The sequence below is a fragment of the Gordonia sp. CPCC 206044 genome (assembly GCF_048537895.1).
In the GTDB taxonomy this organism is placed as follows: Bacteria; Actinomycetota; Actinomycetes; order Mycobacteriales; family Mycobacteriaceae; genus Gordonia.
Map to the genome: position 1 here is coordinate 309037 of NZ_JBCLVL010000007.1, position 12394 is coordinate 321430.

Here is a 12394-nt window from a genome sequence, read left to right on the forward strand (position 1 = left end):
CTCCTGCTGCGTTTCGCGGACACGACGTCGGCACCGACCGATCTCGCCAGGAGACCGGTCGGCGCCGACGGCCCCCGGGGTCAATCGGATGCCGGAAGCGATTTCGCCGCCTTGAGCGTCATCGCGGTGCCGTCGCAGGCCAACTCACCCGAACCCGATGACGTGCACAACAATTCGACGGTGTCGTCGGCGTTGACGTATCGCTTGCCGATCTGCGTCTGCGGGGCCGCCCCGCCTGCCGGCGGTTGCGTCACCTCCGCGACCGGCCCGAGTGGGGCACCGCCACAGGTGATCTGCGGCGTTGCGTCCGACGGCGCCCGGACCACGACGACCTTGACGGTGCAGCCGGTGCTGGCCAGTTGCTCACCCGTGCGCAACTGCGGCGTCTGTGTGCTCATCTCGTGTCACCCCTTCGACTCGACTTGCCGACGTTGCGGCAGATGTGGTGTCCTCGGCGACCAGACGGTCACCGAGGGTGCTGAGATCGAATGCCTGTCGCGCGAGCCAGAAGCGCAGGAAATTCGTCAGCGAGTACCTCAGGAACACGACCGCGCCCGCGATCGTCACCGCGATGCCGATCAATCCGAGGATGACCGCATCTCTCTGCACCAATGGGTCAGAGGTGTTGTGCGACATGAAGTATGCGATCACCGGCAGGGCGATCCCGACGACCATCGCGGCGATACCCAATCGTATCCAGAGTTGGGTGCGCGATGTCGCGGGGTCCGAGACCTTCATCTCGTCGAGGTCGCGGGCAAAGCGTTCGGCGCGTGTCTGCGCGGTGACGGTGTTCATGAGGCACTCCCTAGATAGAGGTTTGCGAGTTCGGCTTTCAGCGCTTGGCCGGGCGGTCCGTCGTATTCGACCCGTCCGCGCACCAGAACCGCTGCGTGATCGGCCATGTCGAGGACGGCGGTCGCGAATTGCTCGACCACCAGTACCGCAACACCCTCACGGGCGATCTGGGCCACCTGTTCGTAGAGCTGTTCGACGATGAGTGGGGCCAGCCCCATCGACAGCTCGTCCAGCAACAACACCGCCGGGTCCGCGGCGAGACCTCGGGTCAGCGCCAACATCTGTTGTTCGCCACCGGACATGGTCCCGGCGGTCTGCCCGGCACGTTTCTCCAGGATCGGGAAACGCGCGAACGCGATCTCCTCGATCTCCTCACGACTCCGGCCGGTGAAGGTCATCATCCAGAGGTTCTCGCGCACCGTCAGATTCGGGAACACCCCGCGCCCCTCCGGGATCAAGCAGATCCCGGAGCGCGCCGCATCCCGTGAGGAGATGCCGGTGACGTCACGACCACCGTAGAGCAGCCGCCCGGAATCCACCGGGTGCACCCCCGCCGCGAGCTTCTGCGTGGTGGTCTTGCCTGCCCCGTTCGGGCCGAGCAACGCCACCACCTGTCCCGCGTGCACGCTCAGGTTCACCCCGTGCAGCGCTGTGATGCCGTCGTAACCCGCACGGATGTCGCGTAATTCGAGCAAGGGCGGGATCATGACGCCCCCAGGTACGCGTCGAGGACCGCAGAGTGCCTGCGTACCTCGTCCGGTGGACCGGAGGTGATGATCGCTCCGAGGTCGAGCACATGCACCTGGTCACAAACGCTCATCACCAGCTCCATGTCGTGCTCGACGAGCAACACTGCGACATCGTCCTCGGCGACCCTGCGCAGGATGCCGGCGAACCGTTCGGTCTCCTCCGGGTCCTGCCCGGCGGCAGGCTCGTCGAGCAGGATGAGGTCCGGACGGGTGGTGAGCGCCCGCGCGACCTCGACCTGCCGACCGACGCCGGTCGGCAGCGAATCGGCCAATCGATCGGCGTAGGCACCGAGTTGGGCGCGTTCGATGACGCCGTCGACGAGTTGGCCCGCTCCCCGCGGATTCCGTCCCATCTCCGCCGCGACGAGCAGGTTGTCGCGAACGCTCAGCCTCCCGAACAGCTCGAGGCCCTGAAATGTGCGCGCCATCCCGCGACGGGCCCGTTGCGCCGGACCGAGCCGGGTGATGTTCTCCCCGTTGAGTCGAACCGATCCGGAGCCGGGTCGGCGCAACCCACAGATCACGTCGAACAGGGTGCTCTTACCGGCACCGTTCGGACCGATCAGCCCGGTGATATGACCGCGCTGGGCGGTGATCCGGACACCGTCGAGGGCCTTGTGCGCCCCGAATGCCACGGACACGTCCTCAACTTCGAGCAGCGACTGCACGATCGAGCACCTCCTCGTCCTCCGGTTGCCAGGGGCGCGAGATGCCCCACCATTCGACCGGGATCTCGACGTCGTCGTCCCCCTCCGGCCGCGTCCGACGGTTGTGCCAGACCGCCACGAAGGGGGTGAGGATCGCGGCCACCAGCATCGCCGCGAAGAACACGTAGCCGTTGATCAGATCCGTCAGACGCAGAACCCAGGCGACAAGCGTCCACACCACCAAGAGCCCCATCACGATCGGGTCGGCGAACGCCGCACTCCACTGCTTGCGCAGTTCTGCGATTCCGCCCTCCTTGACCGCCTTGGCGCCGAATGCGATACCCGCGATGGCCGGGATCGCCTGCGAGATCTCCCGGAGGCCCGGCCACAGCACGCCGATCGCGTTGAGTGGCCCGGCCAGCGCGGCGCCGGTGAACACACCGGCCCCCACCGCGCCGAGTCCCGCGAGGACCACCACCAGGAAGATCGGCAGTCCGGTGATGAAGTTGAACTGGTCTGCGGTCACCGACTGCAGCTGCATACCGTAGAGCGCACCGCCGAGACCCGCGATCGCCGAACTCAAACCGAACACACCGATCTTGCACGCCAACAGATTTCCGCCCAGCGTCGCGTACGCCGCCTCGCTGTCGCGCAAGGCGATGAGCTTGCGGCCGTATCTCCCGCGACGCAGCAGCACGATCGCCAACGTCACCAGGGCCAGCACCACCGCCGCGAAAACCGTTGTCCGGGCCGGGTTGTTCAACGAGAACCCGAACAGCGACGGCGCGATGACCTCGACCGATCCCTGCTCGAAGAACGAGATACGCACGCCGAACAGGTCGAACGACGGCAGGGTGAAGATCCAGCGATCGAAGATCACCGCAATCGCACCGGTACCCAACGCCAGATACACCCCCGAGAGGCGAAGCGCGGGAACGGCGATGACGGCCCCGACCACACCGGACACCACCATGGCAGCCAACAGGGCCCACCATTGGCCGTCGGCACCGAGATGACTGCACACGATCGCACCGATGCCGGCGAGTGTGATCTGACACAACGAGATCTGTCCGGCATATCCCGCCAGCGGGACGTAGGAGATCGCGATGATGCCCAGGGCGAAGATCTGTCCGTAGGTGATCAGGTCGCTGTCGCTGAGCACGGTCGCGATGATGACACCGGCCCACACGATCGCCAGGACGAAGAAAATCGTCCCCCGCAACGACGGCAGCGGCACCGGGCTGAGTTGCCGATCCCGTCCCCTCAACCGTCCGTGTGGGAACAGCAGCAGGGCCAGCAACAACAGGATCGCGGGCGCTGCAAGACGAATACCGGGCAGGAACTGGTTCTGCGGCAGGTATCCGGTCAGATAGCTCTCCATGCAGCCCACCACGACCGCGCCGAGGAAGGTCAGCGGCAGACTCTTCAACCGGCCGAAGATGGCTGCGGCATAAGCGCTCACGATGACCAGGGACAGCGAGGTGGCATCCAACGCGACGGTCGGCGCGATCAGCACACCGCCGATGGCGGCGAGCTCGATACCGAGGATCCAGGCGACCCGGTTGGCGCGTACCGGATCCGCCCCGGTCAGCCCGACCAGGGACCGATCGTCGACGGTCGCCCGCATCTCAGTTCCGGTTCGCGTCCCGAAGAGCAATACCCGTAGACCGATGGCCACCAGGATCGCGATCACCATGGTGAGCGCCTGATGCCAGGTGACTGTCGCGCCGAGGATGTGGAACGGTTCCTTGTCGGCAAAGAACGTCGTCAGGCTGCGCGACTCGTTCGGATCCCAGATCCACCGTGCGACGGCGATCAGACCGCTCAGCAGAGCGATGGTCATCACCAGTTTCTCTGCTTCACCGAGCGACTGGGCGGGCCGCATCGCCATCTCGACCAGTAATCCGAACAGTGGGGTCAACACACCGAGGACCACGACCAGCGACAACCACACCGGCCACCCCCAGCCGACGCTGAACTGCCAGTACACGAACGCGGCCATCATGCCTGCCGCGCCATGGGCGAAATTGAAGACGCCCGTGGTGGTGTAGGTGACCACCAGCCCGCCACTGATCACTGCGTAGACAGCGGCAGTGGACAGGCCCACCACGCCGAAGGCGAGGAACTGATCCATTACTTCACATCGTCCAAGGACTTGCCGACGCTGGCCAGGGTCACACCGACGCCGTAGTTGCCGGTCGAACGCTTGGCCGGGATGTTGCAGCGGTAAGCACCCTCATCCGGCGAGAAGTCGGCAGCCTCCCAGCCGTCGGGAGTCGCCTTCTCGATGTTGAAGCACGACGACGGCGCGGAGCCCGGCTTGAGGTTCTGCGCGGCCTGCAGGCCGCCAGCGGTCCACGCGGATTCCTTTGTCGCCGTGTCGTAGACGCACGCCCGGGTCAGATCGGCGCCGCAACTCTTCGCCGACTTGGCGAAGACCAGCCATGCGGAGAACGCACGGACGGCGGGCAATGTCAGCATGGCGTCCGGGGCGTACTTGTCGTACAACGACTTCAGCTGCTTCATGGCCGGCTCGTCACTCTCGAGCGGGAGTACGCCGCCGAGGTCGACGAGATTGTTCTGGGTCTTGGCGGCCGGGCCGAGTAGATCGAGGAACTCCTGGTTGTAGGCGTTGTTGTTCGGGTCGATCCAATCGAGGTGGTAGTCCATCCCACTCAGCGCCTGCTCCAGCTTGGCGAGCTGGTTGAACGAGCCGTAGAAGATGAGCCCCTTGACGCCCTTGTTCTTGATCGCCTGCGCGTACGGAGTCCAGTCGGAGACGCCGGCGGCCGGGTAGAGGTCGTTGTAGACGAACGTCCCGCCTGCCGCCTTCGTCGACTCCAGCTGCATGTCACCGAGGACCTTGCTGACCGGCGAGTCACCGTTGATGATGCCCAGCTTGTCGGCACTGTCGGGGTATGCGTCGTGCAGCGCCCAGTAGCGGAACTGGTAGTAGGGCAGGTATCCGAGGGTCTGCGACGGTGAAGCCTGCACGCTCAGGTCGGCACCGAGTTCGGCGACCTGAGCGACCTGGGCGGGGAAGTTCGGCAGCAGGCAGTTGACGCGTTCCTTGGCGCCGAGCGCATCGAGAGCGGCACCTCCGCCGACGAGCGCGAAATCCTCCTTGCACGCCTGAGACATCTGCTGGCGCACCGCCATCAGCTTGGAGTCGCGGACCGTCGCGGTCAACTTCCGACCGTTGATGCCCCCGTTGTCGTTGCACCAGGAAGTGAAAACCTTTGCTGCATCGCCGAACTCGGAGTTCTTGGTGAACCCGACGTCAGAGAAGACGCCGACGTTGATCTCGGAGTCGGTGACGCCCTGCGCACTTGCGCCCGTCGCGCCCTCTCCGCCGCACACCTCCGAGAGGTCGCCGAAGGAACTCGAGACGCTCGACGACGAGGTGTCGCCCCCGCCGCCGCCTTCTTCTTCCGTACCGCCACCGCCGTCGCGGCCGCCACATGCGGCCACCAGCGCCGCGGTCACCACCAGGGTGGCCAGTGCCTTGTGTGTTCTCACTGATGTCTCCTCATCGCCATCTCCTCCGCTGAGATCCCCGCGGGGATTCGAGAGTGGCTCGCGACAGCCGTGCGTCGTTCTCCACGCTCGGCCTGGGCATCGTCGCTCTCGTGAGAGAAAACTAACTTCTCCAAACAGAAGAATCAACCGATTCTAGCGATCTACATCACATCTTCTCCAAGTGAACTGGGAGAATGCCTCACACGGGCGAGTCGAGGCGAGATCGGACGCCTCAGGAGATCAGACCCGATTTCTCGGAACCGATTGACTCTCCGCACCAGTCATGGAAATCTAGTATTCGATCTTGAGAATCATATTCTCGGAAGGAGGCGAGATGCGACTGACACCGTTACCGGCCGACCAGTGGGACGACGACGTCGACAAGGCGCTCGCGGGCATGCTGCCCCGGAGGCGTCGCAATCCCCAAGGGGCCGGAAACGCGCTGTCGACGCTCGTACGTCACCCGGACCTCACCCGGGCGTTCATGCCGTTCAACGTGCACCTGCTGTTCGCCTCCACACTGTCCGACCGGATGCGCGAGGTCGCCATCCTGCGGGTGTCGGAGTTGAGCGAGAGCCCGTACGAGATCGAGCATCACACCGGCATGGGCCAGGCGGTCGGCATGACCGTCGAGGAGATCGAGGACGCGCGCAGCGGCGTGGCGCGCGATCGGGTCGAACAGCTCGTCCTCGACGCGGTGGGCGAATTGCATCGACGGTCCACGATCACCGACGACACCTGGCACGCCCTCGGCGAGCACCTCGACGAACGACAACTGATGGATCTGGTCTTCACGGTCGGCACGTATCGCACGCTGGCCATGGCATTCAACGCGTTCGGCATCCAGCCGGATCGCGAACTCCAGCCTGAGTACGAAAGGTAAACCATTGGCACACTTCAAGAAACCCGACGAGGGAAGTTGGACCGAGCACTTCCCCCAGCTCGGTACAGCTCCGGTGGACTACACCGACTCGATCGCTCCCGAGTTCTATGAGAGCGAACGTGAGGCGATCTTCAAGAAGACCTGGCTCAACGTGGGCCGGGTCGAGCGGCTCCCGAAGAAGGGCAGCTACTTCACGCGCGAACTGGCGGCGGCGAACACATCGTTGATCATCGTCAAGGGCAAGGACGACGTCGTCCGGGCCTTCCACAACGTCTGCCGGCATCGTGGCAACAAACTTGTGTGGGATGACTTCCCCAACGAGGAGACCTCCGGTACCTGCCGGCAGTTCACCTGCAAATACCACGCTTGGCGGTACGACCTCACCGGCGATCTGAGTTACGTCCAGCAGGAGGGCGAGTTCTTCGACCTCGACAAGCAACAGTTCGGCCTCAAGTCGGTCCGGTGCGAGATCTGGGAAGGGTTCATCTTCATCAACCTCGACCCGAACGCCGAGTCGCTCGACGACTATCTGGGCACCTACGGCAAAGGACTCCAAGGATATCCGTTCCACGAGATGACCGAGGTCTACAGCTACCGCGCCGAGATCGGTTCCAACTGGAAGCTGTTCATCGACGCGTTCGCCGAGTTCTATCACGCACCCGTCCTGCATCAGAAGCAGGCGGTGAAGGACGAGGCCGACAAGCTCATGAAGGTCGGTTTCGAAGGCCTGCACTACGACTTGCAGGGCCCTCACTCGATGGTCTCGTCGTGGGGCGGTATGTCGCCGCCCAAGGACCTGAACATGGTCAAGCCCATCGAACGCATCCTGCGATCGGGGCTGTTCGGCCCGTGGGACCGACCCGACATCGAGGGTCTCGATCCGTTGCCGCCTGCGATCAACCCCGCGGGCGCGGTCCCCTGGGGCGTCGACGAGTTCGAGTTCTTCCCGAACATGTCGCTGTTGTGCTGGGCGCCGGGCTGGTATCTGACGTACCACTATTGGCCAACCGCGGTCGATCGGCACATCTTCGAGGCCAAGCTCTACTTCGTGCCGCCGAAGACAGTCCGCGAGCGCCTTGCCCAGGAGCTTGCCGCAGTCACCTTCAAGGAGTACGCGTTGCAAGACGCGAACACCCTCGAGGCGACCCAGAAGATGATCGAGACCCGTACCGTCACCGATTTCCCCTTGTGCGACCAGGAGATCCTCCTGCGTCACCTCCACAAAACGGCTGTCGACCACGTCAAGGAGTACGAAGATGCCAAAGCTGCCAGCTGAATTCGCCGAATTGGAGAAGTACTCGGACTGGTGCCTGCCCACTGAGGCGCAACGCTATGCCAAGCGGCTCGAGTCGAGCATGGCGGACATGCAGGAGTTCTACGACGCGGCGATGAAGCGCCTGGACGACGCGTGCGTCTTCGGTGACAAATTCCCCCTCGACGACCTGCCCGAGGACGTACGTTCGCTGGTCCACCTCATGCAGTCGCTGGTGATGGTGTCGTTCCCCGTGGAGGTCTGGAAGCAACCGCGTGTCCCCGACAGCGGTGCCGCCTGGGCGGAACTCGTCTCCGAACCCGTGGTCTGATGGTCACTCTCAAGGCTGCCGGGCTGATCGACGTCGACGCGGGCGAGCTCGTCACCCCGGGCATCATCCGCGTCGACGGGGACCGCATCGTCGGGATCGGCGGGGAACCCGAGGGCGAGATCATCGATCTCGGCGACAACATCCTGCTGCCCGGCCTGATGGACATGGAGGTCAACCTGCTGATGGGCGGTCGCGGCGAGCGGCCGGTCTACTCGACGGTGCAGGACGATCCACCGACCCGGATGTTGCGTGCGGTGGGCAATGCCCGCCGCACGCTGCGTGCCGGTTTCACCACGGTGCGAAACCTCGGTCTGTTCGTCAAGACCGGCGGTTACCTGCTCGACGTCGCCCTCGGCAGGGCCATCGACGCCGGATGGATCGACGGACCTCGGATCGTCCCCGCCGGGCACGCGATCACCCCGACCGGCGGACACCTCGACCCCACCATGTTCGCCGCGTTCGCCCCACACGTCCTCGACCTGACGCTCGAGGAAGGCATCGCCAACGGCGTCGACGAGGTCCGCAAAGCGGTCCGATACCAGATCAAGCACGGCGCCGAGCTGATCAAGGTCTGCGTGTCGGGTGGTGTCATGTCGATGACCGGTGCTCCTGGTGCACAACACTATTCATTCGACGAGCTGTGCGCGATCGTCGACGAGGCGCACCGTCGGGGGCTGCGCGTCGCCTCGCACACCCATGGCGCGGAAGCGGTCAAGCAGGCCGTGGCCGCGGGCATCGACTGCATCGAACACGGCTTCCTGATGGACGACGAGGCGATCGCCCTGCTGGTCAAGAACGAGACGTTCCTGGTCCCGACGACCCGCCTGGCCGACGCGATGGACGTCTCGCATTCCCCGCCGGAACTCCAGGAGAAGGCCGCCGAGATGTTTCCGCGCGCCCGCATCTCGGTGAAGAAGGCCTACGACGCCGGCGTGAAGATCGCGGTCGGTACCGATGCCCCGGCGATACCGCACGGCAAGAACGCCGACGAACTGGTGGCCCTCGTCGATCGAGGACTGGACAACGATGCGGTGCTGCGTGCGGCCACCGTGACCGCTGCCGAACTCATCAACGCCGACGACCGGGGACGACTCGCCGAGGGACTGCTCGCCGACATCATCGCCGTACCCGGAAACCCGTTGCAGGACATCACCGTCACCAAGGATGTCCGGTTCGTGATGAAAGGTGGCAAGGTCTTTGTCCAGAAATGACGACATCATCGAGGTCCAGCAGCTCCTCGCGAAGTACGCCGTCACCATGACCACCGGAGACATCGACGGCGTGGTGTCGGTGTTCACCCCGGACGGCACCTACAGCGCTTTCGGTGACGTCTACACCCTCGACCAGTTCCCCCGACTCGTCGAGGTCGCCCCGAGCGGCCTGTTCATGACCGGTACACCGCTGCTCGATCTCGCCGACGACGGGACCGGGACCGGCACCCAGCCGCTGTGCTTCATCGATCACACCCAGACCGACATCCGTATCGGCTACTACAAGGACACCTACCTGCGCACCGACAACGGATGGCGTCTACGGACCCGGGCGATGACCTTCATCCGACGCAACGGCGAGCACAATTCGGGTCGACCACACGTGGTGGACCTCGCCCGGGATTGAGTGCGGGCACCACGACATGAACACCGACGAATTCCGAACGTCGTTGCGGGCGTGGCTCGACGACAACGACCTCACACCCCCGGACGACCACTCCTTCGACGTCCAGGTGGCCCAGCTGTCGCGGGTGCGACGGGCCCTCTACGACGCAGGTTGGATGCGTTACGGGTGGCCAACCGAAGTGGGCGGTCTCGGCGGGCCTGCCGTACTCCGTGCCGTCCTCGGCGAGGAGATCGCCACCCGAGGCCTCGCCGAACCCGGTATCTACTCGATGATCGAGGTGCTGGTCCCAACCGTGATCTCCTACGCCACACCCGAACTCGCAGCCGAGATGGTGCCCCGCATGCTCAACGGCGACGAGCAGTGGTGTCAGGGTTTCTCCGAACCCGGCTCCGGCAGCGATCTGGCATCGTTGAGCACGCGGGCCGAACCCGACGGCGACACCTGGGTCATCAACGGGCAGAAGGTGTGGACGAGCCTCGCGCAGTTCGCCGACCGCTGCGTACTGTTGACCCGCACGGCACCCGGACACGAGGGCATCACCGCGTTCTTCCTCGACATGGACACACCGGGTATCACGGTTCGGCCGCTGCGGACTATGCACGGTGTCGACGAGTTCGCCGAGGTCTGGTTCGACGACGTCGTCGTCGGCGCCGACCGGATGCTGGGGCGGCCGGGCGACGGCTGGCAGCTGGCCATGGACCTCCTCCCCCACGAGCGTTCGACCTGCTTCTGGCATCGCATCGCCTACCTGTTCTCCGTGTTGGACGGACTTGTCCGACAGTCTGATCCGGCCGACGACCTCGATCTGGGCGCGGCATATCTGGCGGCGCACACGATCCGTTGCCGCTCATACGGCACTCAACAGCGACTCGGTTCGGGGCTGCGCCTGGGGCCGGAGACCTCCGTCGACAAGGTCCTGCTGGCGACCGCGGAGCAGCAACTGTTCGACACCTGCCGCGACCTTCGGCCCGGCGCGATTGAGTGGACCGATCCGGTCTTGCGATCGGAGTACCTGTATTCGCGTGCTGCGACGATCTACGGCGGCACAGCCGAGATCCAGCGCAACATCATTGCGCGCCGACTGCTCGATCTGGGAAAGGGAGACAGTGGATAGCACCGAGCGTGAACTCCTCGCCGACACCCTGCGCAAGGTGATGTCCACCGAATCGGGACCGACGCTGGACAAGGCATTGGCCGAACTCGGCTGGTCGGAGATGCTCGGCGACCACGCCGACGTCGCGATACCGCTGGTGTTCCGACTCCTCGGTGAGACCGGTTCGCACAGTTCGGTTATCAACGACGTCGCGCTGTCGTCGTCGGGGGATGATCTGGGAACCGTTGTGCCACTGCCGTTCGTCGGGGGGCGGTGGGTGCAATGGTCTCGGGACGATGTCGAACCACACGATTCCCTGGACCCCGAGCTCCCTCTGTGCGAGGTGCGCGGCGGCGCCGACATCCCCCTGGCCGAGACCCGGATCGCCCTCGGCTGGTGGCTGATCGGTGCCAGCCGGGCCATGCTCACCCTCGCCTGCGAGCACGCGTTGCAGCGAACCCAGTTCGGTCGGCCGATCGCCGCGTTCCAGGCCGTGCGTCATCGACTTGCCGAGACCCTGGTCGCCATCGAGGGGGCCGAGGCCACGCTCGCCGTCGCCGACGGGGACCTCGGCGCGCAACTCGCCAAAGCGGCAGCGGGTCGGGCGGCGCTCATCACCTCCCGCCACGTCCAGCAGGTCCTGGGCGGCATCGGGTTCACCGCGGAGCATTCGTTCCACCGGCATGCCCGCCGCGTCATCATGCTCGATTCGATGGCGGGCACCAGTCGAGAACTCACCCGCGATCTCGGTGGCCGTCTGCGCACCACCGGCGACGTGCCGCGTCTCGTCGATCTCTGATCCTTCGTTGTGTCGGCTCCACCGCACACCGACGTCGTGTGACTCAAACAGTTCGGGCCGACCTCATCGAGGTCGGCCCGAAACCGTTGCGTCGGTCTGTGTATCAGGCGCAGGCGGGGATCTGTCCCCCGTCGCCCTGTACCGCCATCAACGCGCAGAACGTGTCCGCGGAGACCACCCAGGTGTCGTTCACCTTGACCGCCTGACCGGTCTGGTCGGGCATCACCGGGTTCCCCTTCATCAGCAGGTCGTAGGTGACGTCGGCGTGCTCGGGGTCGGTCACCTTCACGTTCTTGACCGCCACCGTGGTCTGCATGGACTGCGGATTCTGGGTGAGGCCCTGCAGGACCGGCGTGAACTCCTGCCCTTTCTCGATCAGCGCGGCACGCTCGGCCGGCGGCGTCTGTCCGTTGAAGAAGACGACGTAGGCGTCGGTGATCTCCTTGGTGGTCGCCGGGTCGGCCGCCGCGGCCTCAGCACTGGCGGTGGCACTCGTCATCGCCGCCGAACTCGTTGCCGCCGAGTCGGAATCGCTCGAATCATCGCTACAGCCCGCCGCGATGCCGACGATCATGACCGCCCCGGCGCAGATGCCGAGAGCGCGCGCGGTGAATGTTCTGCGCATGGGTGGTGTCCTTTCTCGTGGACACCCGCCCTCACGGGTGTCCTGTTGACTCACTGATGGATCGCGGGCAGTGAGACCCCCGCC

At 65.1% G+C, this 12394-nt stretch carries 14 protein-coding genes; 7 read left to right on the forward strand and 7 right to left on the reverse strand.

The genetic code is table 11. From position 1 onward, the window contains the following. Positions 1 to 80: 80 nt before the first annotated feature. Genes AAFP35_RS13935 through AAFP35_RS13960 form a run of 6 tightly spaced genes read right to left on the reverse strand, consistent with a single transcriptional unit; the run spans position 81 to position 5710 of the window. A complete protein-coding gene (locus tag AAFP35_RS13935) occupies positions 81 to 398 on the reverse strand; it encodes a hypothetical protein (RefSeq protein WP_419222217.1) in 318 nt (105 codons plus the stop codon). Further along, on the reverse strand, positions 364 to 795 hold the full coding sequence (locus tag AAFP35_RS13940; protein ID WP_419222218.1) for a hypothetical protein: 432 nt from the start codon (positions 793 to 795) through the stop codon (positions 364 to 366). The genes AAFP35_RS13935 and AAFP35_RS13940 overlap by 35 nt, the downstream gene beginning before the upstream one ends. Continuing rightward, positions 792 to 1502 carry an ABC transporter ATP-binding protein gene (locus AAFP35_RS13945; RefSeq protein ID WP_419222219.1) on the reverse strand — a complete coding sequence of 237 codons (711 nt, stop codon included), beginning with the start codon at positions 1500 to 1502 and terminating at the stop codon, positions 792 to 794. The genes AAFP35_RS13940 and AAFP35_RS13945 overlap by 4 nt, the downstream gene beginning before the upstream one ends. Then, positions 1499 to 2212: an ABC transporter ATP-binding protein gene (locus tag AAFP35_RS13950; protein ID WP_419222220.1), complete on the reverse strand. Its 714-nt coding sequence runs from the start codon at positions 2210 to 2212 to the stop codon at positions 1499 to 1501. The genes AAFP35_RS13945 and AAFP35_RS13950 overlap by 4 nt, the downstream gene beginning before the upstream one ends. Next, the gene (locus AAFP35_RS13955; RefSeq protein WP_419222221.1) at positions 2190 to 4325 is read right to left on the reverse strand and encodes an ABC transporter permease subunit; all 2136 of its coding nucleotides are present in this window, start codon (positions 4323 to 4325) and stop codon (positions 2190 to 2192) included. The genes AAFP35_RS13950 and AAFP35_RS13955 overlap by 23 nt, the downstream gene beginning before the upstream one ends. Then, positions 4325 to 5710: an ABC transporter substrate-binding protein gene (locus tag AAFP35_RS13960; protein ID WP_419222222.1), complete on the reverse strand. Its 1386-nt coding sequence runs from the start codon at positions 5708 to 5710 to the stop codon at positions 4325 to 4327. The genes AAFP35_RS13955 and AAFP35_RS13960 overlap by 1 nt, the downstream gene beginning before the upstream one ends. A gap of 334 nt (positions 5711 to 6044) precedes the next feature. Here AAFP35_RS13960 and AAFP35_RS13965 point away from each other — a divergent pair, with 334 nt between their 5' ends. Genes AAFP35_RS13965 through AAFP35_RS13995 form a run of 7 tightly spaced genes read left to right on the forward strand, consistent with a single transcriptional unit; the run spans position 6045 to position 11685 of the window. Next, positions 6045 to 6593, forward strand: a complete 549-nt coding sequence (locus AAFP35_RS13965; RefSeq protein WP_419222223.1) for a carboxymuconolactone decarboxylase family protein — start codon at positions 6045 to 6047, stop codon at positions 6591 to 6593. A gap of 4 nt (positions 6594 to 6597) precedes the next feature. Further along, positions 6598 to 7869 (forward strand): aromatic ring-hydroxylating oxygenase subunit alpha, encoded by a 1272-nt coding sequence (locus AAFP35_RS13970; protein WP_419222224.1) that lies wholly within the window; start codon positions 6598 to 6600, stop codon positions 7867 to 7869. Continuing rightward, positions 7850 to 8176 (forward strand): hypothetical protein, encoded by a 327-nt coding sequence (locus tag AAFP35_RS13975; protein ID WP_190266407.1) that lies wholly within the window; start codon positions 7850 to 7852, stop codon positions 8174 to 8176. The genes AAFP35_RS13970 and AAFP35_RS13975 overlap by 20 nt, the downstream gene beginning before the upstream one ends. Continuing rightward, a complete protein-coding gene (locus AAFP35_RS13980; protein WP_419222225.1) occupies positions 8176 to 9387 on the forward strand; it encodes an amidohydrolase family protein in 1212 nt (403 codons plus the stop codon). The genes AAFP35_RS13975 and AAFP35_RS13980 overlap by 1 nt, the downstream gene beginning before the upstream one ends. Next, on the forward strand, positions 9374 to 9793 hold the full coding sequence (locus tag AAFP35_RS13985; protein ID WP_419222226.1) for a nuclear transport factor 2 family protein: 420 nt from the start codon (positions 9374 to 9376) through the stop codon (positions 9791 to 9793). The genes AAFP35_RS13980 and AAFP35_RS13985 overlap by 14 nt, the downstream gene beginning before the upstream one ends. Before the next feature lie 16 nt (positions 9794 to 9809). Then, a complete protein-coding gene (locus AAFP35_RS13990; protein WP_419222227.1) occupies positions 9810 to 10907 on the forward strand; it encodes an acyl-CoA dehydrogenase family protein in 1098 nt (365 codons plus the stop codon). Continuing rightward, on the forward strand, positions 10900 to 11685 hold the full coding sequence (locus AAFP35_RS13995; RefSeq protein WP_419222228.1) for an acyl-CoA dehydrogenase family protein: 786 nt from the start codon (positions 10900 to 10902) through the stop codon (positions 11683 to 11685). The genes AAFP35_RS13990 and AAFP35_RS13995 overlap by 8 nt, the downstream gene beginning before the upstream one ends. Positions 11686 to 11788: 103 nt before the next feature. Here the strand turns inward: AAFP35_RS13995 and AAFP35_RS14000 are convergent, their stop codons facing one another. Then, entirely contained in the window at positions 11789 to 12310 is a 522-nt protein-coding gene (locus tag AAFP35_RS14000; protein ID WP_419222229.1) for a hypothetical protein, read from the reverse strand. Positions 12311 to 12394 lie beyond the last annotated feature (84 nt).

Excerpts from the sequence above, each read along its gene's own strand:
- AAFP35_RS14000 (WP_419222229.1), bottom strand. The coding sequence starts at position 12,310 with ATGCGCAGAACATTCACCGCGCGCGCTCTCGGCATCTGCGCCGGGGCG.
- AAFP35_RS13955 (WP_419222221.1), bottom strand. The coding sequence starts at position 4,325 with ATGGATCAGTTCCTCGCCTTCGGCGTGGTGGGCCTGTCCACTGCCGCT.
- AAFP35_RS13940 (WP_419222218.1), bottom strand. The coding sequence starts at position 795 with ATGAACACCGTCACCGCGCAGACACGCGCCGAACGCTTTGCCCGCGAC.
- AAFP35_RS13935 (WP_419222217.1), bottom strand. The coding sequence starts at position 398 with ATGAGCACACAGACGCCGCAGTTGCGCACGGGTGAGCAACTGGCCAGC.
- AAFP35_RS13980 (WP_419222225.1), top strand. The coding sequence starts at position 8,176 with ATGGTCACTCTCAAGGCTGCCGGGCTGATCGACGTCGACGCGGGCGAG.
- AAFP35_RS13965 (WP_419222223.1), top strand. The coding sequence starts at position 6,045 with ATGCGACTGACACCGTTACCGGCCGACCAGTGGGACGACGACGTCGAC.
- AAFP35_RS13945 (WP_419222219.1), bottom strand. The coding sequence starts at position 1,502 with ATGATCCCGCCCTTGCTCGAATTACGCGACATCCGTGCGGGTTACGAC.
- AAFP35_RS13975 (WP_190266407.1), top strand. The coding sequence starts at position 7,850 with ATGCCAAAGCTGCCAGCTGAATTCGCCGAATTGGAGAAGTACTCGGAC.
- AAFP35_RS13990 (WP_419222227.1), top strand. The coding sequence starts at position 9,810 with ATGAACACCGACGAATTCCGAACGTCGTTGCGGGCGTGGCTCGACGAC.